We start from the raw sequence: 22,109 nt of genomic DNA, 5'->3' as shown, positions 1-22,109 counted from the left end.
TACATCTACTACTTACAACACCACTAAACCGCCGTTATTTAACTTCCGGCGGAGTAGAGAATGTGTGGTAAGGAGCGGGAGTTGCAACAGTCCATTCCAGACCTTCTGCACCTTCCCAGGTTTTTTCTTCGCTGGTTTTCTCGCCTGAAGTAATGGTGCGAACAACATTAAACAAGAACAAGATTTGCGAAGCGCCGTAGATAAACGCACCGATTGAAGACATCGTATTGAAGTCCGTAAATTGCAGCGCGTAATCAGGAATACGACGTGGCATACCCGCTAGCCCCAGGAAGTGCTGAGGGAAGAAGGTTAGGTTAAAGCCGATAAACGAGATCCAGAAATGGGCTTTACCCATGTTCTCGTTATACATACGACCACACCACTTCGGCAACCAGTAGTAAACCGCAGCCGACATACTAAATACCGCACCCGCAACCATTACATAATGGAAGTGAGCAACAACAAAGTAGCTATCGTGATACTGGAAATCTACCGGCGCCAATGAAAGCATAACGCCGGTGAAACCACCTACGGTAAACAGGAACACAAAACCGATACAGAACAGCATTGGCGTTTCAAACGTCATTGCACCCTGCCACATGGTGGTGATCCAGTTAAAGACTTTTACACCTGTCGGCACAGCAATCAGCATGGTGGCGTACATAAAGAACAACTCACCAGCAATCGGCATACCTACGGTGTACATGTGGTGAGCCCACACGATAAACGATAGGAAGGCGATAGACGCTGTTGCATAAACCATTGAGTCGTAACCGAATAAAGGCTTACGAGCAAAGGTGGGGATGATTTGAGAAACCACACCAAATGCAGGCAGGATAATGATGTAAACCTCTGGGTGACCGAAGAACCAGAAAATATGCTGGAACAGAACCGGATCACCGCCACCAGCAGCAGAGAAGAAGCTGGTACCGAAGTGAACATCCATCAACATCATAGTTACCGCACCCGCCAGAACTGGCATTACTGCAACTAATAAGAAAGCAGTAATTAACCAGGTCCATACGAACATAGGCATTTTCATATACGTCATGCCAGGCGCACGTAAGTTAACGACTGTAGCGATAATGTTGATTGAACCCATGATTGACGACAGACCCATCAAGTGAACGCCGAATATAAAGAACGTTACTGTATCTGGAGCATAAGTCGTTGATAGTGGTGCATAGAATGTCCAACCAAAGTTAGGAGCACCGCCTTCCATAAATAATGTTGAAGCCAACAATAAGAAGGTAGGAGGAAGAATCCAGAAACTTAAGTTATTCATTCTTGGTAACGCCATATCAGGCGCACCAATCATCATTGGAATTAACCAGTTAGCCAAGCCAACAAACGAAGGCATGATGGCACCGAACACCATCACGAGGCCGTGCATGGTCGTCATCTGGTTAAAGAATTCAGGCTCTACAATTTGTAGGCCCGGTTGAAATAATTCCGCACGAATGATCATGGCAAAAGCACCGCCCATGATAAACATGGCGAAGCTGAACCAAAGATACATCGTACCGATATCTTTGTGGTTGGTTGTTGTTACCCAACGCATTAATCCTGTTGTAGCAGGCCCGTGCGCACCCATTGTGACTCCTCCTACTGACCTTGCTTAAAGTTATAAACGTCGATGGGCTGAACAATGTCACCCATATTATTGCCAAAGGCATTACGTTGGTACGTAACAACCGCGGCCATATCGACATCATTTAGCTGAGCACCAAAGGCCTGCATCGCAGAACCGGGTACACCGTTAATAGACACATCAAGATGTTTGGCCATTTCGCCAGTAGCAATAGGGCTACCCGCGATGGCTTTACCAACACCACCTTCACCGTTCAAGCCATGACATGCCGCGCAGTACTGGTCGTATACGGGTTTACCCGCCGCCATCTGCTCATCAAGGGTGAACTGTTTGTCCATTAAGGCTTTTATTTCAGCCGCTTTAGATTTTTTGTCTGCTAACCACGCGTTGTATTCGTCTTCTTCAACAACGTTGACAACGATAGGCATATAGCCGTGGTCGCGACCACAAAGTTCAGCACACTGGCCACGGTAGACACCGGTTTCCAGTGGACGAGACCAGGCTTCGTTGATAAAGCCGGGGATCGCGTCTTTCTTAACCGCTAATGCAGGTACCCACCAAGCGTGGATAACATCATTGGCTGTTACTAAAAAGCGTACTTTTTTATTAACAGGAAGCACAAGCGGCTCGTCTACTTCTAATAAGTAGTGCTCGCCTTTGTCGTCTTCGTTGTAGATCTCTGTCTTACCTGTACGCAGGTTGCTGAAGAACACGACATTGTCGCCTGCTTCATCAATATACTCGTACTTCCACTTCCACTGATAACCGGTCACCAGGATATCCAGGTCGGAATCTTCAAAGTCATAGACTTTTAATAGTGTGGTTGTGGCAGGAAAAGCCATCACGATAAGGATTATGAAGGGAACGACAGTCCAGGCAATCTCGATTGCTGTACTTTCGTGGAAGGTAGCTGGCTTAACACCTTTTGACTTACGGTGCGCAAACACCGAATAAAACATCGCGCCAAAAGTGACTATACCAATCACTACACAAATCCAGAAAACGATCATATGCAGACCGTAAATTTCTGCCCCAACTTCGGTAACGCCTGGCGACATATTCATCTGCCAGCGTTGAGCTTCTTCTGCCCAAGCACCTGTACTCAGAAAACTGAGCAGCAATAGCACAGGACTAAGCGCCAGCTTGTACAGCCGTTTCGCTCGTAAATGCATTTCCCGTGTCTCCATTGTTTAAATGTTAAAAAAATACCCCAGAATCCGGACCGCTTATATCGTCTCTAATATACGCCGATACGAACCAAATACTGGCCCCTCGGAACAATATAGCAGTGACTTCCCATCCTTGTGACTATTTAACACCCTGGATCGAGACTTTTTGAGCCTGATTGAGTGGTTTATTCGTCGAAAAATCGGCCAGATCAGGCCCACTTAATGACAACAAATAGCGATTTTTCGGTATCCCCCGGTCGCTGGGTGCGACAAAACGCCGCGATTATACGCACCTTTAACAAGACAGGCCACCTCAACCACCCTAAAATTATGGGAATACTTACCTTAATGCTATAACAAGCAGCGATATTAGGCGGCAGAATTCCAGATATGACACTTGGCAGGGACCTCAACCACAAGATATGGCGTTTAGCCTGGCCGATGATTATTTCTAATCTTTCAGTGCCAATGCTCGGCTTAGTGGATACAGCCATCCTCGGACACCTCGAAAATGCTCAATATTTAGCCGCTGTTGCCGTGGGTGGCAGTATTTTGGCCTTTCTATACTGGGGCTTTGGCTTTTTAAGGATGGGAACTACCGGCTTAACCGCCCAGGCCTTCGGAGCCGACAACCACCCACAGAGCCGATTGATCGCAGGGCAATCCATATTGCTGGGGTTGGGAATCGGCCTTGTTATTGTCTTCCTAAGCCCATTTTTGCTGATGCTGGGCTTATTCCTGGTAGTTCCCCCCGCTGGCGGCTATGAGCTGGCGATGAATTACGCCCAAATCCGGATTTTCAGCGCCCCGGCAGTGCTGGTTAACTACGCCATTGTGGGCTGGTTTATTGGCCAGCAGAATACCCGCTGGCCCCTGCTCATCACGGTATTTACCAATGCACTCAATGTCGGGCTGGATTTTCTACTGATAATCGGCCTCGATATGAAGAGCGAAGGGGCTGCCATTGCCACCTTAATCGCCGAATACAGCGGTTGCGGCCTCGCTCTGCTGCTCTTAAGCAAAGCCATGGGGCAACAGCAGGGTACCAGTATTCGTCTCGCCCAACTGCTGCACTGGCCTGACTATCGACAGCTGTTAGTGGTCAACCGTCACCTCTTTGTACGCACCATGGTACTGTTAGCCTGCTTTGCCTTCTTTACCGCACAGGGTTCCAGTCAGGGCGATATCGTACTCGCCGCCAATACCTTGATTATGAACCTGTTGCTGCTGACCTCCTTTGGTCTGGATGGCTTTGCCCATGCCGCCGAGGCCCTGACCGGAGATGCCGCAGGCCAGCGCAACCGGCAACGCTTTCTGGCCACTTGCAGGCAGTGCGCGCTATGGTCACTGATTACTGCCGGGCTTTTTACCTTGTTATTTGCGGTAGCCGGCAGCCAGCTTATTGGCCTGTTAACCTCTATCAACGCGGTGCAGGCAGAGGCCCTTCGTTACCTACCCTGGCTGTTGTTACTGCCCTTCACGGCGGTATGGAGCTATTTGCTCGATGGTATTTTTATTGGCACAACGCAAACGGCAGCCATGCAAAACAGCATGCTGCTATCGGCACTGCTGGTTTACCTGCCCTGCTGGTATTTCAGCCAGCAGTGGGGTAATCACGGTCTATGGTTTGCCTTTATCGCCTTTAATCTCGCCCGCGGCTTAAGTTTGGCGGTGATTTTCTACCGCAATAACCGCAGGCAAAGCTGGTGGTAAAGAACTTCTGGAAATAGTTCACAATGATCTAAGCGGTCTCTAGCGAAGTTGAAATTTTGTACTAGCCTTATCCCCTATATCTGATCATTTTAAGACTGGACTACGCGTAGTATTGAAACTGTTAGCTTCTAGCGTCTTCCATAAAGAGGAACACCCTTGCCCACTGATGCCATCCGCGACACGATTGCTTTAGCGAAGCTGCATGAACAACAGCATGGCCATATGGCCAATCTGCTCGACAAGCATGTCAGAAATGATATTCACTTTACCATTCAACTGCCTGAGCAGGATGCCACCGCAAGCCTGGTCGATTTTATTATTGCCTATATCGAACATGTGCCCAGCTTTATTGATGCCGCCAGAGCGATTACCCGTGAGGCCAATATTCAAGAATATACTGAACCCTATTTAAAACTGGCCGAAGATTATTTTCTAAAACCACCGGAAATTGTTGCCGGTCACGTCGGTCTGGATGAGTTGATGGACGAAGCCTATTTGGCTCACCGCCTTATAGAAGAGGTGAATGACCGTTTTATGATTCGCACATCCATTCCCTTGGTACCGATGGATATGACTATGTCGAATTTAATTGTCCATAGTATTATCGGCGAGCCTTTTTCCAATGAACTGGACGAAGCGGTGCACTATACGGTTGAGCGTACTATGCTAAAAGAGCATGTTTACGAAACCCCTGAATTTAAAGCCTATGTTGACCAACATAAAAATAATCACTGGGAAAAAGAACAGCAACACTGGCCCTGTTTAACTGACGAATTATCAATTAACTTGCAGTTTGCCCATATGTAACTGATGTCTCTTTGCTATAAAAAAACTATAAAAAGCCGAACTATAAAAGAGTAGAACTATGACAATACCAGCTGACAGTTTAGCTAACGACAATAGCAACCAGGACCTTGATCACCACTACGATCATAATGATGATAATCATCTGGCTGTTAAAATGGCGGGGCAGATTCGGGTGAATCAAAAACGCAGAAAACTTCGCGCTCAACGCATGCGATCAAGAAGACGCTAAGCCTTAGAGTTGGGTAGATTACAATCCGCTGCTATCTCACATATTTACACTTATCGTCGGTTTGGCGCTTTGAGGGTGTTGGGTTAGTTTTGGTGGGTGTGTTCAGGGTATGAATTTTAATGGGTTTTCGCTATCCGTCCGGCAGTGAGGTATCTGTTTTAAGGTCACGCATTCTTTCAAGCTTGTTGAGACCAGTATCGTAGGGTGGATTACAATCCACCAAGCCCAGCCATGAGCGACCCTATGCCGGTGGATTATAATCCACCCTACTTTAATGGTCTCGCCGTTTAGCGCCAGGGTTCGGATCAATAATACTAACCACCTGTACTTCATCCTCATGAGCTAGCGGCTCTTCTCCCGGCCGAGGTTGATTAACTCTGGTAGCCACTTCATCAGCTCCCATTTCCTGAGGGCCATTGTCAGTCATCACATCGCTATAACCACAGCGCACACATTCCCTTACCTGTTGGTCATTGCTGTCGTGATACATCACTAATTTATCCATCTCAGCGCAGCGTGGACAAACCGCACCGGCAATAAAGCGCTTAGTCACTTTTTGATCGCTCATGCTACCGCCTTCGTGATGACAATGCCGCTGTGTCGAAGCAAGGCATCCACATTGGGTTCGCGGCCACGAAACGCTTTAAATAATTCCATTGGCTCTTGAGCACCACCGCGCTGTAAAATTTCATTTAGAAAACGTTCACCGGTCGCCTGATTAAAGATACCTTCTTCTTCAAACAGCGAAAAAGCATCTGCCGACAAGACTTCTGCCCATTTATAACTGTAATAACCCGCGGCATAGCCGCCAGCAAAGATATGGCCAAAGCCATGCTGAAAACGATTAAACTCAGGGGTGGGAACGACTGCAACGTTTTCTCGGACTTTATCCAAAACCGTTTGTATCGGTGCAGGGTTTTCTGGCGAATAATTATGATGCATGATCATATCGAACAAAGAAAACTCCAACTGTCTTACCATCATCATGCCTGATTGAAAATTTTTCGCCGCTAACATTTTTTCTAACAGTTCATCAGGTAAAACTTCGCCGGTTTTATAGTGGCCTGAAATCAAAGGAATGGCTTCTTTTTCCCAACACCAATTTTCCATAAACTGACTGGGTAATTCAACGGCGTCCCAAGGCACACCATTAATACCCGATACGGCTGCGCACTCGACCTCGGTGAGCATATGATGCAGGCCATGACCAAACTCATGAAACAGGGTAGTCACTTCGTTATGGGTTAATAATGACGGTATGGTTTCTGTTGGCGGGGTAAAATTACAGGTTAAAAACGCCACCGGCAACTGCTTTTCTGTCGGGCTTATATTTCTGCGCACACGGCAGTCCGCCATCCACGCGCCACCACGCTTATGTTCACGGGCAAAGATATCCAAATAGAATTTGGCGACAAGTTCACCATCACGCTCTAAATGATAAAAACGTACATCAGGGTGCCATGTTTCAACATCACTGACCTCTACACATTCAATACCAAACAAGCGATTAACCACGGTAAACATACCGTCGATGACTTTGTCGGAAGGAAAGTAAGGGCGCAGTTCTTCCTGCGATAAATCATATTTTTCCAGGCGCAGTTTTTCACTGTAGAAGGGAATATCCCATGCCGATAATTGCTCAACACCAAGGCCTTTGGCAAAGGCTTCCAGTTCTTGAAAATCTTTTTTTGCAACCGCCACACTGTTCTCAGCAAGATCGGTTAAAAAACTTTCAACCTGCTCTGGAGACTCCGCCATTTTGGTAACCAGAGAGCGCTCGGCATAATTGCTAAAGCCTAATAACAATGACAGCTCGTGGCGTAGCGCCAGAATATTATCCATCAACTCGCTATTATCCCATTGCCCGGCATTAGGTCCTTGATCCGAAGCTCGGGTGGTATAGGCGGTATACATCTCTTTGCGCAGCGCCGCATTATCGCAATACTGCATCAGCGGAAGGTAAGCAGGAATATCCAATGAAATTAAATAGCCCGTTAAGTCTTTTGCTGCCGCCGCTTGCTGATAGCCTTGCAATACGGAATCGGGGATACCCGATAATTCTTCACTATTGTCGATATGTTTACTCCAGCCATGGGTTGCATCCAGCACATTATTGGAAAACTGCGTAGACAATTCTGCCAGTTGCTTTTTAATGTCGCCATAACGTTGCTGCTGTTCAGGCTCAAGGGCTATACCCGACAAGGTAAAGTCTCGCAGGGCATTATCCAACGCTTTCTGTTCTGCATGATTTAACTGCTCGTAGACATCACTCTCTGCCAGCTGTTTATAGGCTTGGTAAAGCGCGGTATTTTGACCCATTTCTGTGCCGTATTCGGTAAGCTTGGGCAAGCAGGCATTATAAGCATCACGCAGAGCATCTGAATTTTTTACCCCATGTAAATGACTCACAGGTGACCAAAGTTGATCCAGTTCATCATCCCACTGTTCAATAGACGCCAGAAAATCTTTACCCGGTGATGTTGCTGTTGCCAGCAAATCGGCAATCCGCTGTCGGTTGCTTGCTAATAATTGATCAAGGGCGGGCTCTATATGCTCAGCTTGTATACTGGAAAAAGCCGGTAATAAGGAGGTTTTTAATAAAGGGTTCGACACGTTTTTTTAGCCTCAAAATAGGGGTTTTGCATAACTTTGCAGTCGCTCTACTTTGTAGAACGCAGCTGTGGGTAACGGTAAAGCAATAAATTTTTGATACGGTGTTATTTCAATACCGCTGGTCATCAGGGTAAAGGGGCCTTCCTTTTGACCAGAGGAGTAGAGCTTATAGAAACCCTCCTGCAACACCGGTGAGTGCAGTTGATAGCCTGTAACCGTGGCTTTTAACTGATACCCGGCATAAGGTTTTGCCAACGGCTCGCCAATAAATACACCCTGGCCAGGCATTATGACACTTTTCCAATAGGCTTCAATTAAAGAACTACCTTGTAAATAATTACTTATGGCAATTAAGGGGTTGGGGAATTTACTTAACAAATTGCAAGGCTCAACCACCGTACCATAGCTTCCTGTAGCGCCGCCCTCAAGCCATCGCAGGGCACTCATTTGTGCGCTATTGGTTAACTGGCCGCCGGATGAAGTCAGGTGGTCCGCCATCGCACCCGGTAAAAATTGATTGCTGGCGATGTCCTCAACAAATTTTTTGCCGGTAAAATAAAACATCACATCGGTTTTATTTTTAATCGCATCCGTTTTCACACTGTGAATCGTTATGTGATCTGCCAATAATAGCTCCACGGAAGGAAAGAAACTTTTCCGTACGCTGCGGCGTTTATCAGAGGTTTCCACTAAATACGCTGAGGCGCTGCTACCGGCTAAAACCCCCTGACCATCGGCGGCAACACCACGATCGATTAGCGCCTTCGCCTCAGTAAAACTGGTGGCCGCTAATAACATGGTTGGGCGAATGTCTAAGTCATCGTAGGGCTTTAGGCTTTTAGAACGGGCATAGCGGTTTGAGGCTGTAGGCATGCAGCCTTTAGCGCAGTATTTAGGATTAAAGCCCAGTGCAAACGCTGAGCTTATTGACATACAACCCACTCGGTAAGGGTCAGCCCAGGTCAGTAAATAGGCCTGAATATGCCTGGGCACCTTGGACTCAACCACCTTTTGCAACACCGCAAACTCTCCAGGGTGCATCACTGACTTATCGGTTTTAAATGAAACAGTGATGATATTTTCTGCCGGAATATTGCGCTGCTGCTGATAGTAACGGGCAATTTGTACGCTTAGCGGGTCTTGCTGATTAACAATTACCGCCAAATCCCTCGCCTCTAAGCCCGAAGGAGGGAGCAACACTGTAGGTTGCTCACCAGCCCGCAGAGGGGCAGCAACCAACAACAGTATGAAGAAAAACAACCTGACAAACATTGCTTACAGTGGCCCTGCTTAAGGATTACAATAAACCACTACTTTAACAGCACACAGCGAATCAAACTATGTCTACGCCAAATCCCGCCCATATTCGTCCATTTAAAGGGGTAAGCCCCACGTTAGAAGAGGGGGCCTATGTCGACCCCGCTGCGGTGGTTATCGGTGATGTCGTGTTAGGCAAAGATACTTCCATTTGGCCATTGGTAGTGATCCGGGGTGATGTCAACAAAGTTCGCATTGGCAACAGAAGCAATATACAGGATGGCTCGGTTATTCATGAATCAAGGCCGCGCCCGACAAACCCTGAGGGCTACCCGGTGATTATTGGCGAAGATGTCACTGTTGGGCATAAAGTGATGCTGCATGGCTGCAAGATCGGCAACCGTGTACTGGTCGGTATGGGAGCGATTGTGCTGGATGGTGTCGTGATTGAAGACGATGTTATTGTCGGGGCAGGCGCTCTGGTCACCCCCGGTAAAACCCTTGAAAGCGGTTATCTTTATACCGGTAGCCCCGCCCGTCAGGCTCGCCCTATCAGGGACGGAGAGATGGAGCATTTTGTGCAGACAGCCCAGAACTATGTGGTACTTAAAGAAGAGTATATTGCAGAGGGATAATTGCCATGCCATTGAATGAATTTTTCTTTATAAAAAGCGTCCTAGCTTAACTCTATATCCGTCATGCCTGCTTAGGCGAAAATAGGCGAAAACAACCGGTCGAACTGGAGATTATTCAATGACTATCTATAGCCGATTAAACATTGCACTGCTCGCCCTCACAGTACTTCTACTCCACCCCCTATACTCTACCGCGGCTGATTTACCCCTACCCGACGACCCGCATATTGTCGTCAATGGCTACGGTATGGTTGAACAGGTGCCCGATATTATAGTGCTAAGTTTTGAGGTCTCCGCGGTAAAGGAGAATTTCTCAGCCGCCAAAGATACCGTCGACGCTATTATTGCCAAGGCGGTGGTTGCCGCCAGAGATCAAGGCATTGAAGATGATAAGATCAATGCATCAAAAATCAATGCCGCCCCCCAATATGAATGGCAAAACAAAAACCGTGTCTATAAAGGCGAACGCATTAGCAGGCAGGTTCAATTAACCCTTAACGAAGCTGAGCGCTACAATGCGCTGGTTGACGGTTTATTAGCGGCGGGGATAAGTCGCTTGCAACCAGTAAAGCTGGATTTTAGCCAGCGTGATGCACTGGAAAATAAAGCCCTGAATTTGGCGCTGGATGACGCTAAAAACAAAGCACAATCTATGGCTAAGCATGTGGGTACTAAGGTCAAAGCGGTCTTTCAAATTGCGCCGGTTGATCAGGGCCGGCGTTATGAGCGTATGGCGATGTCGGCGGATATGGCCGGCAACGAGAAAAAAGCGGGCTTAAAACTGGGCAGGCAATCCATTGAACAGCGAATTAGAGTGGTGTATTTACTACAGTAGGGTGGATGATAATCCACCGGTTTTAACGTTCAGGCAGTGGTGGTGGATTGCAATCCACCCTACTGGCTGGCTTCCAGCTCTTCGCGGATTGCATCGATCACCTCGCGAGTTGTTGGCCGGGTACCCCGCCAGATACAAAATGACTCCGCCGCCTGCTCTACCAACATCCCCAAACCATCAGACACTGCCCAGGCAGCATTTTCTGCGCCCCAACGCATAAAGGGGGTTGGCCCGGCGCTATACATCATATCGTAACAACAGCCTTCATCGGTTAAGGCATCGGAGGGTAGTGGTGGCAACTCCCCCGCCAGGCTCGCGCTGGTGCCATTAATAATTAAATCGTATTGGTTGGCATTAAGCGCTTCAAAACTGCAGGCACCAACACTGCCAAACTCGGAAAAATCCCGGGCTAATTGCTGGGCTTTTTCTACTGTGCGGTTGGCGATTAATACCTGGCTTGGATTAAGCTTCATTAAGGGTTCCAGCACACCGCGGATAGCGCCGCCAGCCCCCAGTAGCAGGACGCGTTTACCCGTCACTTCCCAGGCCAGATTTTCACAAATATCCCTAACTAAACCTGCACCGTCCGTATTGTCACCATAAACAGTGCCATCATCCTGCAAGGCCAGCGTATTAACAGCACCGGCCAGACGCGCACGACCGCTGAGCTCATCGGCAAAATTATAAGCATCAATTTTAAACGGTACGGTAATATTTAAACCCTTGCCGCCATTATCAAAAAAGCTTTTGGCAGCATCGGCAAATTTATCAACATCGACTTTATGCGCGCGATAGCTAAGCTGCTGCCCGGTCTGTGCGGCAAAGGCACTGTGAATTTGCGGCGACTTGCTATGCTTTATCGGATTTCCGAAGACGGCATATTTATCGTTTGCTGTCATAATCTGCTCGTTGGGATAACAAAGCGGGCTTAGACCCAATCTCTGTTTATTAAAAATTTATTATTAAGTTCTTGTTCCCGGCTTCCTGCCTCAGCTTGCCAATCGTATTCCCAGCGCACCAACGGCGGCAGGGACATCAAAATAGATTCGGTCCGGCCATTAGACTGCAGGCCAAATACCGTGCCTCTATCATGTACCAAATTAAATTCCACATAGCGTCCACGGCGGTAAAGCTGAAAATCACGTTCTCGTTCACCATAGGGCGTGGCTTTACGTTTGGCGACTATGGGCTGGTAAGCCTCAATATAAGAATCTCCAATACTACGCATAAACTCAAAACAGCGATCAAAACCGCCTTCATTTAAATCATCGTAAAACAAACCACCGATACCGCGGGGTTCATTGCGATGAGGAAGGTGGAAATACTCATCACACCATTGTTTATAACGGGGGTAGGCTTCTTTATTAAAACCATCACAGGCATTTTTGGCAGTTTGATGCCAGTGAACACAATCTTCTTCAAAGCCGTAATAAGGGGTCAAATCATAACCACCGCCAAACCACCACACCGGTTCTTCGCCTTCTTTTTCGGCAATAAATAAACGGACATTGGCGTGGCTGGTAGGAATATAAGGATTTTCAGGGTGCATCACCAAGGACACCCCCATGGCCTGAAAACCACGGCCGGCCAATTCGGGCCTTGCCTGGGTGGCGGAGGGGGGCATCTTCTGGCCAAAGACATGGGAGAAGTTAACCCCGCCTTTTTCAAACACGGCTCCGCCGCTGATCACCCGTGAACGGCCACCACCGCCCTCGGGGCGATCCCACTCGTCTTGCTGGAAGGTGGCCCTGCCATCCTCCTGCTCCAGCCGAGCACAGATTGAGTCCTGTAATTGCAGCAGGTAATTTTTTACTTGATCAACGGCTATCTCTGACATGAAAAACCTAACTTATGGGGCCTTAGTGAAAACGGCGAGACAATAGCACTAAGCACCACGGATTACTTTATCAGAAATCAAATCACGGATTTCTGAGGGCTTGGTATTGGGGTTCAGCTCCCCCGGCAGAATAAAGTCCGGGCCCGCATCGCCAAAATACCGCCTTATCTGCTCGGCCCCTTCACAGGTAGGCTGACCAGTGGCATTAGCCGAGGTTGAGACAATGGGCCCGCCTACTAAATGACATAGATCAACTACCAGTTTGCTAGTACTTACTCGCAGCGCAACACTGTCAAAATCCCCCTTAACACAAGCTTTAGCCCTGCCATTGTCTGGTACCAACCAAGTAATTGGAGAGGGCGCAGGCTGGCTGAATTTGCTGATCAGGCTGTCGTCAAGGCCCTCTAAATAGGGGGCGAATTGGAGTGGGGAGGCTGCAAGCAAAATCAGTCCTTTTTCGACTGGTCGCTGCTTTAGTGCCAGCAATCGCTTAACCGCGTTGGCGTTATCCGGGTCACAGCCAAAACCCCAAACGGTCTCGGTGGGGTAGGCAATAACACCTCCGGCCTGGACAGTATCAGCCGCTCGCCGGAGGTTGGTCGAACCATTATTAGCCATAATGGCCAAGGCAATTAGCCTTTTAGCTTTTCCTGTAGCGCATTGTCTTTGGCAACAACGGCTTGAGCATTGGCTTCACGCTCTGCAATCAGCTTTTGCTGCAAGTCAGCATCAGCAGTCGCCAGGATTTGCGCGGCAAGATAGCCAGCATTTTTAGCACCCGCCTTACCAATAGCAACGGTTGCAACAGGAATACCACCGGGCATTTGTACGGTCGACAACAGGGCATCCAAACCTTCTAAAGAAGCATTGATCGGTACACCAATAACCGGCTTTAAGGTTGCCGCAGCAACAGCACCGGCCAAGTGTGCAGCCATACCGGCAGCGCAGATAAAGGCGCCACAGCCACGCTGGTCAGCGGTGGTTACATAGTCATGGGTGATTTTTGGGGTGCGGTGAGCAGAGGTCACTTTTACTTCGAAATCAATGCCAAATGATTTTAATACACCAAAGGCTGGCTCCATCTGCGGAAGATCAGAATCTGAGCCCATTAAGATTGCGACAAAAGGTTTGGTCATGGTTATGCCCTCAAGCAAGTCATGTAGCTATAGTTTAACTACGTGGAAAAAGCGCGAAAATTACCCAACTAAGGCCATAATTGCAAGTTAATTAGCGGCTTTTAGGCCGGTTTAACCCGCCTTTACAATCCGCTGGTAACAACCAGCCTTATTCTCCACCCAGCCGCTTAACTCCAGGCTGGTTAATACACTGCTTATTTGTGCCAATGGCCAGCGGGTTTGATGCTGCAATACGTCAATATTAACCGGCTCAAAACCCAGCAAAAGCAGTAACTGCTGTTCCTCCGAGGCTAGCCCTGCCAGGGCCTCAGCGTCTGGCGGCAGGGACGGGCCTGCCACCAACACCGGGCGTTGCAGCCACCCCTGAAACTCTTCCATCACATCAGTCACCGTGGTGACAAGCTTGGCGCCCTGTTGAATCAGGGCATGAACGCCCCTGCTGCCGGGGCTATGAATAGAGCCTGGAATGGCAAAGACTTCGCGACCCTGCTCCATGGCACAGCGGGCGGTAATTAAAGAGCCGCTTTTTAACGCGGCTTCAACGACTAACACCCCCAAACTCATACCGCTAATCACACGATTACGCTGCGGAAATAAGGCGGGTAGCGGCTGGGTACCCAGGGGAAATTCTGATATCACGGTACCGGTGGCAACAATTTGCTCAAATAGCAGACGGTTTCGGTTGGGGTAGGGCACATCCACACCGGTAGCAATAACCGCAACGGTATTGCCCTCGGCGGCTAAAGCTCCGCGATGACACTCGGCATCAATCCCCAAGGCCAAGCCGCTGGTCACCGTAAAACCGGCGCGGGCAAACTCACCGGCAAAGCGAAACCCATGATCACGGCTAGCCCGCGAACAGTTGCGGCTACCCACCATAGCAAGCTGCGGCTCGGTCAATAAGGCGGGGTTGCCCCTGACATAGAGCAGTGGAGGGGGGTCTGCAATCTGTTTAAGTAATTCCGGGTATTGTGGATGGCTGATCGGCAGTAGTTGTATATCCAAACGCTCGATCAGCGCCATATCGCTCTCCACCCGGCTGCCACCCATACCTCGCCGCAGGGCAAGCTGAGCTGGCGGAGCGATCTGCTGGCGACTTAACTGCTCGGTCGACAGCTCAAAGATCGCTTCGGGGCCATCGCTGATAGCAATAAGCCGAGCTAAGGCTCGGGCCGATAAGTGGGGGATTCTATGGAGTGTGAGCCAGGCTCTAAGCTGTGATTCTTGCATTGATCATCCTTGATCGTCGTCTAATTAGTTGGGTTTGTACCGGTTTAGGGGTTTTTAACTTTATCCATAACAGCCAGTGGGCGGGTTGCTTTAAGCACCAGGCCGTAGCTGACTTTTTCAAAGGTACGGAATATCATCATTAAGCCTGCGCGAGAATCCGGCACCTTAACAATTTCACCCGTAATACTATCTCTTACCTGCTCGCCAACACGATAAATAGCTAACACATGGCCAACTTCCATACCCTCACGCTCACCCCGGTTGATCACCACCACATTCATGCTACCAATCTGGGAAACACCACCTTCAACCGAAATAATATAGCCTTCGGTCTCTTCTTCAGGGGCACTGGGGTAAAAATTAGAGCTAATACGGCGCTCTTCATCGGGCAACAGACGGTCACCGCGACGAACTTCTTCGCTGGTACGGTTTAGGCCCATCGTAGCAATATCTTCTTCTATATCAATAACTTTCGCGCTGGCAATAGAGAGCGCCTGATACCCTAATAACTCATCGGTATCCGGGTCCATATAGGCATCGCTGGGGCGGAAAATACCAAAGTTCTTATCCCCTTCAGGATCAAACTCACCGCGAGCAAATAGTTGGTCGCCAGCACCGGAGACAATATGGCCATCGTTACCCGCCAACACATAGGGCGCGTCTTGCAGTCTCTCCTTACTAACCACACGGCTCTGGCTTAAGAAGGGAGAAATCGCATCGAGGGGAATCGCGGGAATCGCCAAATCCAACTCTGAAATTCTTACTTTGGGGGTTAGTTTGACATCTTTATTGCGCTTAACCACCAGCTTGGGTTTGCCATCGATATACACCAGGTTCAACACATCACCGGGATAAATTAAATGAGGGTTATCCACCTGAGGATTAACATGCCAGATTTCCGGCCATAACCAAGGGTCATTCAAAAACATCTTGGATATATCCCACAGCGTATCCCCCTTAACCACCACATGGGTCTGGGGGTGGCCCTCTTTGAGCGTTAGCTCATCGCCGGCTTGAGGAGCTAGTGAGATAAGAGACACAACCGCAAACAGGCAGTATCCCAATACCGTTTTCTTCATAATGGCATTCCTTTCTTCGGAATCAGTGCCGTGCAATTCGATCTGATAGCGATACACAGCATAGAGTAATTTTTATTGGTAACCTGATATACTATAGCAGCTTACTGGCAAATGATTAGTCTGCACCAGCAGGATTATTTGCAGTCTGATCAAAATCTTAGCAGCAATACTTAGATTTATACTAGAAGTTAGAAATTCGTCACAAAGTAGACTCAGCAAACCATGGCCATTTTAGAGATTCTCGAATTCCCGGACCCAAGACTACGCACCAAAGCCAAGCCTGTGGAGAACGTAGACGGCAGCCTGCTGCAACTGGTCAACGACATGTTTGAAACCATGTACGATGCCCAAGGTGTTGGCTTAGCCGCCACCCAAATCAACGTACACCAGCGTATTGTGGTGATTGATGTCAGTGATGAAGGCGACCAGCCGCTGGTATTTATCAACCCCGAAATCACCGTGCTTGAAGGCCCCGACCACGAGTACGATGAGGGCTGTTTATCCGTGCCAGGGTTTAGCGAAACCGTAACCCGCCCGGAGAAAGTGCTAGTAAAAGCCCTTGATCGTGACGGTAACTCCTTCGAAATGGAGCCAGAAGGGCTGCTAGCAGTCTGTATCCAGCATGAAGTCGACCACCTCAACGGCAAGCTGTTTGTGGATTATATTTCGCCCCTCAAACGCAAGCGCATCCGCTCCAAACTGGAAAAACAACACAAACAAAACGCGTAAGGCTGACACACTCTATGGGCCACCCCCTGAAAATTATCTTTGCCGGTACCCCGGATTTTGCCGCGATTCACCTGCAGGGTATTCTGGCGCAAGCTGAGCATGAGGTTATCGCGGTGTATAGCCAGCCCGACAGACCTGCCGGCAGGGGTAAAAAGCTCAAGCCCAGCGCCGTTAAGCAAGTAGCACTGGATAACAATATTCCGGTGTATCAGCCCCTTAACTTTAAAGAGACTGCCGACCAGCAAACCCTGCAAGCGCTTAATGCTGACCTTATGGTGGTGGTGGCCTATGGCCTGTTGCTACCCAAAGTGATTCTTGATGCCCCTCGCCTTGGCTGTATCAATGTTCACGCATCCTTATTACCTCGCTGGCGCGGTGCCGCCCCGATCCAGAGAGCGATTGAAGCCGGTGATAGTGAAAGCGGTGTGATTATTATGCAAATGGATGAAGGGCTGGATACGGGAGATATGCTGCTTGAAGCCCGCTGCGATATTAGCGCCGAGGATACCGGCGGCAGCCTGCACGACAAACTCGCTGACATCGGTGTGCCCGCCTTAAATAGTGCCTTGCAGCAAATCGCAGCACAAACCATTAGCGCAACACAGCAAGATCACGAACAAACCTGTTACGCCCCCAAAATATCCAAACGGGAGCTAGCCATTGATTGGCAACAAGCTGCGAGCGTTATCCAGCGAAAAATCCGCGCCTTTAACCCCTTCCCTATTGCCTATACCAGCCTCAATGGCGAGCGGATAAAAATCTGGCAAACCTCTTTAAGTGATAGCAGCGGACAGGCAGGCCAGATCATTCACGCGGACAAAAAATCCATTATCGTGGCCTGCGGCGAAGGCAGCCTTAAACTCGACGTTATCCAACTGCCTGGCGGCAAGGCGCTGGAAATTCCCGCGGTGATGAACTCCAAGGCTGAGCTGTTTACCACCGGCACATGCTTTGACCAGATCGAAATAACATGAGCCATAAAGCGCTAGAGTGCCGTGCCGCAGCTGCCCGCTGCCTTGCCGCAGTCTCTAACGGCTCTTCTTTATCGCAACAAATTCCCATCTTTGAACAACAGGTCATTGAAAAAGACCGCGCGCTGTTTCGCCAGCTTTGTTATGGCGTGTTGCGTTTTTACCCCAAGCTCGCTGGCATCAGTAAACAGCTGATCAGCAAACCGTTAAAAAAGAAAGACCGTGATATTCAATTACTGGTGATGCTCGGTATTTACCAGCTCAGCGAAATGCGTATCCCCGATCATGCCGCCGTCAGCACCACGGTTAATGCCACCACCGCCTTAAAAAAACACTGGGCCAAGGCTTTAGTTAACGGTGTACTAAGGCAGTGGCAACGCAACCCCGAACAGTTACTTGAGCAACTTAGCCCAGCAGAACAACTCTCGCACCCGCAGTGGTTTCATAAGCTGTTACATAAATCCTGGCCGGACCAGGCCACAGCAATTGAGCAAGCGAACAACTCACACCCACCGATGTGCTTAAGAGTTAATCAACAACACAGCACTACCACGCAGTATCTGCAACAGCTGCAAGACCACGATATAGAGGCCAACTTATGTGACTATGCCAAAGAGGGTATTCGTTTAGTAGAAGCCACTGCTGTAGACCTGTTACCCGGCTTTAGTGAGGGTGCGGTCAGCGTACAGGATGAAGCCCCACAATTATCCGCTGAGCTATTAGCCCTTGAACCCCAGCAGCGAGTATTGGATGCCTGCTGTGCCCCAGGCGGAAAGACCTGCCATATTCTGGAAGCCGAACCACAGCTAACAGAAGTGATTGGCCTTGATATCGATGAACAGCGATTAAGCCGAGTCGAAGAAAATCTGCAACGCTTAAAACTCAAGGCCCAACTTATCACCGGTGATGCCGCCGCTATCGACACATGGTGGGATGGCAAACACTTTGACCGCATTCTGTTAGATGCCCCCTGTTCCGCCACCGGTGTTATTCGCCGCAACCCCGATATCAAACTGCACCGCACCCTTGAGGATATTCAGCAACTGCACCAATTGCAGTTTTCAATTTTGCAGGCACTGTGGCAAACGCTAACCCCCGGGGTTTACTGTTATACGCCACCTGCTCCGTACTGCCAGATGAAAATGAGCATGTGGTCGCTCGCTTCTGTGGCCAGCAAGACGATGCTGAACACCGGCCCATTGACGCCAATTGGGGACTGGCCAGACCCTATGGCCGCCAACTATTCCCCACCGAGAATGGCCACGATGGTTTCTTTTATGCACTGATTGCTAAAAAAGCGGAAAAATAACGCCAAAAACTGGCGGAAAAAATGGCCTTTAGCCAATTAGCACATACAATAAGCAGATAAGTATTTTTCACTAATAACGCATCTAAACAACGGCTATATCCATGAAAATAATTATTCTCGGGGCGGGGCAGGTTGGAGCCTCCCTGGCCGAGCATCTCGCCGATGAGCAAAATGATATTACCGTTGTCGACCTGGACAGTGATCGTCTGCGTGAACTGCAAGATCGTTTGGATATCGGCGCGGTCACCGGACAAGCCTCCCACCCCGATATATTGCAACGCGCCGGGGCCGATGACGCAGATATGTTAATTGCCGTTACCAACTCTGACGAAATCAATATGGTGGCCTGCCAGGTGGCCTACACCCTGTTTCGCACCCCCACAAAAATTTCCCGAATCAGGGCGCTGCCCTATTTGGAAAAACGGCAGATGTTTAATAACGATCAAATCCCTATCGACGTTATTATCAGCCCCGAATTATTAGTCACCCGCTATATTCAACGCTTAATTGAATACCCCGGTGCATTACAGGTATTGGACTTCGCCGATGGTAAAGTTCAGCTGGCGGCGGTTAAGGCTTATTACGGTGGCCCCATTGTCGGCAATGAACTGCGGGATATTCGCAGCCATATGCCTAATGTCGATACCCGCGTCGCGGCTATCTTCCGCCGCGACCATGCAATTATGCCCATGGCCAACACCGTGGTTGAAGCGGATGATGAAGTGTTCTTTATCGCCTCCCGTGAAAATATCCGGCCGGTGATGAGTGAACTGCGCCGCCTCGATAACCCCTATAAACGCATATTGATCGCCGGTGGCGGTAACATCGGTGAACGTTTGGCCAACGCGCTGGAAGATAACTACCAGGTTAAAGTCGTTGAGCAAAGCTATGCTCGCTGCCGCCAGTTATCGGAATCCCTGCGCCGTACCATTGTATTAAACGGCAACGCCTCCGATAAAGATTTATTGATCGCCGAAAATATTGAAAACGTCGATGTGTTCTGCGCCCTCACCAGTGATGATGAAGCCAATATTATGTCATCTATGCTGGCCAAGCGATTAGGCGCTAAAAAAGTCATTACCCTGATTGCCAACCCTGCCTATGTCGATCTGGTGCAGGGGGGTGAGATTGATATTGCGATTTCGCCACAGCAAATCACTATGGGGAGTTTGTTAACCCATGTTCGCCGTGGTGATGTCTCTAATGTGCACTCTTTGCGCCGCGGTGCCGCGGAAGCGTTGGAAGTGATTGCCCACGGTGATGCCCGCTCTTCCAAAGTGGTAGGCAAACGCCTGGATGAAATTGAAAAAATCGAAGGCTCTTCCATTGGGGCGATTGTACGGGGCGATGACGTTTTAATTGCCCACCGCTATTTGGTGGTAGAACCGGAAGATCACTTAATTGTCTTCCTGACCGATAAATCAAAAATCAAACAAGTTGAACGTCTGTTTCAAGTTGGGTTTAGTTTCTTCTAATGCATATCGCGCTGATCTTTCGTATTTTAGGCATGCTGCTGATGGTGTTTAGCTTAACGCTATTTACACCCATCGCCGTATCGCTGTGGTATGACGACGGGGTTTATCCTTCTTTTCTGTTAGCCTTTGCCATCACTGTGATCAGTGGTGCTTTGATGTGGATGCCGGTAGCCAAACAAAAAGCCGATTTGCGCACCCGCGACGGTTTTTTAATTACCTCCTTATTCTGGACCGTGCTGGGTTTATTTGGTGCCCTGCCTTTTATCCTCGCGCCTAATCCTGAGTTAACGATCAGTGATGCCGTCTTTGAATCGCTATCGGGTTTAACCACCACCGGTGCAACCGTTATTACCGGCCTCGATCATTTACCTAAATCCATTTTGTTCTATCGCCAACAACTACAGTGGTTAGGCGGTATCGGTATTATCGTTATCGCCGTGGCTATATTGCCGATGCTGGGGATTGGTGGCATGCAGCTATACCGTGCTGAAACACCCGGGCCGGTTAAGGACAGTAAGTTAACACCGCGGATTGCCGAAACCGCCAAAGCCTTATTCCTTGTTTATGTCTTATTAACCGCCACCTGTGCGGTAGCTTACTGGGCAGCGGGCATGTCAGGCTTTGATGCCATCTGCCACGCTTTTTCAACCATTGCCATTGGCGGGTTTTCTACCCACGATGCCAGTATCGGGTATTTTAATAGCCCGGCAATTATGTTGATTGCCTGTTTATATATGATGATTGCAGGGGTTAATTTTGCGCTGCATTTTCATGCTCTCAGGCAGAGTAGCTACCAGCACTATGTGCACGACTCCGAAAGCCGGTTTTTTGCCTATACGATTTTTGGCGCGGCGGTTATTGTGGCCACCTATTTAATTCTTAGTAGCACCTACAGTATTGATGAAGGCTTGCTGCATGGCTTATTTCAAACCATTTCGATTGCCACAACCGCCGGCTTTGCTACAGCAGACTTTTCCGCCTGGCCCAGCTTTTTACCCTTTATGTTAATTATGTTGTCCTTTATGGGAGGCTGTGGTGGCTCTACCGGTGGCGGCATGAAAGCGGTGCGGGTCATGTTAATGGCAAAGCAGGGCGTCAGGGAATTATCCCAGTTGGTACACCCCAATGCAGTGATTCCACTGAAGGTCGGTAATCGTCGAGTGGAGGCTAAGGTAGTCAGTGCCGTTTGGAGTTTCTTTGCGGTGTATATGTTTGCCTTTATTATTATTTTATTTTTATTGATGGCCACCGGCCTGGATTATGTCACCGCCTTTTCAGCGGTGGTCGCCTCCATGAATAACCTTGGCCCCGGCTTGGGTGAAGTAGCATCCAATTACGGCAGCATCAGCGCCCCGGCAAAATGGATTCTTTGCTTCTCCATGCTGCTAGGACGTCTGGAAGTGTTTACCTTATTAGTATTATTTACCCCCGCCTTCTGGCGCCAATAACCGTAGGGTGGATTATAATCCACCACTCTAAATCCAAATCATTGGT

Annotated in this window: 20 protein-coding genes and 1 pseudogene; 10 read left to right on the top strand and 11 right to left on the bottom strand. The window is 48.9% G+C overall.

Annotated elements, in window-relative coordinates:
* Positions 1 to 34 precede the first annotated feature (34 nt).
* Both ctaD and coxB read right to left on the bottom strand, forming a co-directional pair.
* Positions 35 to 1,594 carry a cytochrome c oxidase subunit I gene (gene ctaD / locus BST96_RS07965; protein ID WP_085758193.1) on the bottom strand — a complete coding sequence of 520 codons (1,560 nt, stop codon included), beginning with the start codon at positions 1,592 to 1,594 and terminating at the stop codon, positions 35 to 37.
* 11 nt (positions 1,595 to 1,605) lie between these two features.
* Positions 1,606 to 2,763: a cytochrome c oxidase subunit II gene (coxB, locus tag BST96_RS07960; RefSeq protein WP_085758192.1), complete on the bottom strand. Its 1,158-nt coding sequence runs from the start codon at positions 2,761 to 2,763 to the stop codon at positions 1,606 to 1,608.
* Positions 2,764 to 3,150: 387 nt separating this feature from the next.
* Here coxB and BST96_RS07955 point away from each other — a divergent pair, with 387 nt between their 5' ends.
* The 3 genes from BST96_RS07955 (at position 3,151) to BST96_RS20400 (ending at position 5,509) form a co-directional block, all read left to right on the top strand.
* A complete protein-coding gene (locus BST96_RS07955) occupies positions 3,151 to 4,473 on the top strand; it encodes an MATE family efflux transporter (RefSeq protein WP_240554917.1) in 1,323 nt (440 codons plus the stop codon).
* A gap of 156 nt (positions 4,474 to 4,629) precedes the next feature.
* Entirely contained in the window at positions 4,630 to 5,280 is a 651-nt protein-coding gene (locus tag BST96_RS07950) for a hypothetical protein (RefSeq protein WP_085758190.1), read from the top strand.
* 58 nt (positions 5,281 to 5,338) lie between these two features.
* Positions 5,339 to 5,509: a hypothetical protein gene (locus BST96_RS20400; RefSeq protein WP_157117898.1), complete on the top strand. Its 171-nt coding sequence runs from the start codon at positions 5,339 to 5,341 to the stop codon at positions 5,507 to 5,509.
* Between the two features lie 271 nt (positions 5,510 to 5,780).
* Here the strand turns inward: BST96_RS20400 and BST96_RS07945 are convergent, their stop codons facing one another.
* From BST96_RS07945 to BST96_RS07935, 3 genes are read right to left on the bottom strand one after another with little or no spacing between them, the layout of a single operon-like run.
* Positions 5,781 to 6,077, bottom strand: coding sequence for a YheV family putative zinc ribbon protein (locus tag BST96_RS07945; protein WP_085758189.1), 297 nt, complete (start codon positions 6,075 to 6,077; stop codon positions 5,781 to 5,783).
* Positions 6,074 to 8,122 carry an oligopeptidase A gene (prlC, locus tag BST96_RS07940; protein ID WP_085758188.1) on the bottom strand — a complete coding sequence of 683 codons (2,049 nt, stop codon included), beginning with the start codon at positions 8,120 to 8,122 and terminating at the stop codon, positions 6,074 to 6,076. The genes BST96_RS07945 and prlC overlap by 4 nt, the downstream gene beginning before the upstream one ends.
* Before the next feature lie 12 nt (positions 8,123 to 8,134).
* A complete protein-coding gene (locus BST96_RS07935) occupies positions 8,135 to 9,286 on the bottom strand; it encodes a TIGR03790 family protein (protein ID WP_206045425.1) in 1,152 nt (383 codons plus the stop codon).
* Between the two features lie 176 nt (positions 9,287 to 9,462).
* Between BST96_RS07935 and BST96_RS07930 the strand changes: the two genes are divergently transcribed.
* Together BST96_RS07930 and BST96_RS07925 are read left to right on the top strand one after the other, a co-directional pair.
* Entirely contained in the window at positions 9,463 to 10,014 is a 552-nt protein-coding gene (locus tag BST96_RS07930) for a gamma carbonic anhydrase family protein (RefSeq protein ID WP_085758186.1), read from the top strand.
* A gap of 118 nt (positions 10,015 to 10,132) precedes the next feature.
* Positions 10,133 to 10,849, top strand: a complete 717-nt coding sequence (locus BST96_RS07925) for an SIMPL domain-containing protein (RefSeq protein ID WP_085758185.1) — start codon at positions 10,133 to 10,135, stop codon at positions 10,847 to 10,849.
* Between the two features lie 59 nt (positions 10,850 to 10,908).
* On the opposite strand, the gene aroE is transcribed toward BST96_RS07925, so the two are convergent.
* The 6 genes from aroE to BST96_RS07895 all read right to left on the bottom strand — a co-directional run bounded on the left by aroE (position 10,909) and on the right by BST96_RS07895 (position 16,131).
* Positions 10,909 to 11,748: a shikimate dehydrogenase gene (aroE, locus tag BST96_RS07920; RefSeq protein WP_085758184.1), complete on the bottom strand. Its 840-nt coding sequence runs from the start codon at positions 11,746 to 11,748 to the stop codon at positions 10,909 to 10,911.
* Positions 11,749 to 11,777: 29 nt separating this feature from the next.
* Entirely contained in the window at positions 11,778 to 12,686 is a 909-nt protein-coding gene (hemF, locus tag BST96_RS07915) for an oxygen-dependent coproporphyrinogen oxidase (RefSeq protein WP_085758183.1), read from the bottom strand.
* 48 nt (positions 12,687 to 12,734) lie between these two features.
* On the bottom strand, positions 12,735 to 13,304 hold the full coding sequence (tsaC, locus tag BST96_RS07910; RefSeq protein WP_085758182.1) for an L-threonylcarbamoyladenylate synthase type 1 TsaC: 570 nt from the start codon (positions 13,302 to 13,304) through the stop codon (positions 12,735 to 12,737).
* A 14-nt stretch (positions 13,305 to 13,318) separates the two neighbouring features.
* Entirely contained in the window at positions 13,319 to 13,822 is a 504-nt protein-coding gene (gene purE / locus BST96_RS07905) for a 5-(carboxyamino)imidazole ribonucleotide mutase (protein ID WP_085758181.1), read from the bottom strand.
* Positions 13,823 to 13,933: 111 nt separating this feature from the next.
* A complete protein-coding gene (dprA, locus tag BST96_RS07900; protein ID WP_085758180.1) occupies positions 13,934 to 15,052 on the bottom strand; it encodes a DNA-processing protein DprA in 1,119 nt (372 codons plus the stop codon).
* 44 nt (positions 15,053 to 15,096) lie between these two features.
* Positions 15,097 to 16,131 carry a LysM peptidoglycan-binding domain-containing protein gene (locus BST96_RS07895; protein ID WP_085758179.1) on the bottom strand — a complete coding sequence of 345 codons (1,035 nt, stop codon included), beginning with the start codon at positions 16,129 to 16,131 and terminating at the stop codon, positions 15,097 to 15,099.
* Between the two features lie 222 nt (positions 16,132 to 16,353).
* Between BST96_RS07895 and def the strand changes: the two genes are divergently transcribed.
* The 5 genes and pseudogenes from def to BST96_RS07870 all read left to right on the top strand — a co-directional run bounded on the left by def (position 16,354) and on the right by BST96_RS07870 (position 22,063).
* Positions 16,354 to 16,860 (top strand): peptide deformylase, encoded by a 507-nt coding sequence (gene def / locus BST96_RS07890; RefSeq protein WP_085758178.1) that lies wholly within the window; start codon positions 16,354 to 16,356, stop codon positions 16,858 to 16,860.
* Positions 16,861 to 16,874: 14 nt separating this feature from the next.
* Positions 16,875 to 17,834, top strand: coding sequence for a methionyl-tRNA formyltransferase (gene fmt, locus BST96_RS07885; protein ID WP_085758177.1), 960 nt, complete (start codon positions 16,875 to 16,877; stop codon positions 17,832 to 17,834).
* Positions 17,831 to 19,140: pseudogene (gene rsmB / locus BST96_RS07880) on the top strand (16S rRNA (cytosine(967)-C(5))-methyltransferase RsmB). The gene fmt and the pseudogene rsmB overlap by 4 nt, the downstream one beginning before the upstream one ends.
* Before the next feature lie 101 nt (positions 19,141 to 19,241).
* Positions 19,242 to 20,615: a Trk system potassium transporter TrkA gene (trkA, locus tag BST96_RS07875; RefSeq protein ID WP_085758176.1), complete on the top strand. Its 1,374-nt coding sequence runs from the start codon at positions 19,242 to 19,244 to the stop codon at positions 20,613 to 20,615.
* Positions 20,615 to 22,063, top strand: coding sequence for a TrkH family potassium uptake protein (locus tag BST96_RS07870; protein ID WP_085758175.1), 1,449 nt, complete (start codon positions 20,615 to 20,617; stop codon positions 22,061 to 22,063). The genes trkA and BST96_RS07870 overlap by 1 nt, the downstream gene beginning before the upstream one ends.
* Positions 22,064 to 22,109 lie beyond the last annotated feature (46 nt).

This window comes from Oceanicoccus sagamiensis (assembly GCF_002117105.1).
Taxonomy (GTDB): domain Bacteria; phylum Pseudomonadota; class Gammaproteobacteria; order Pseudomonadales; family Dasaniaceae; genus Oceanicoccus; species Oceanicoccus sagamiensis.
This window is presented reverse-complemented; position numbering and strand designations above follow the sequence as displayed.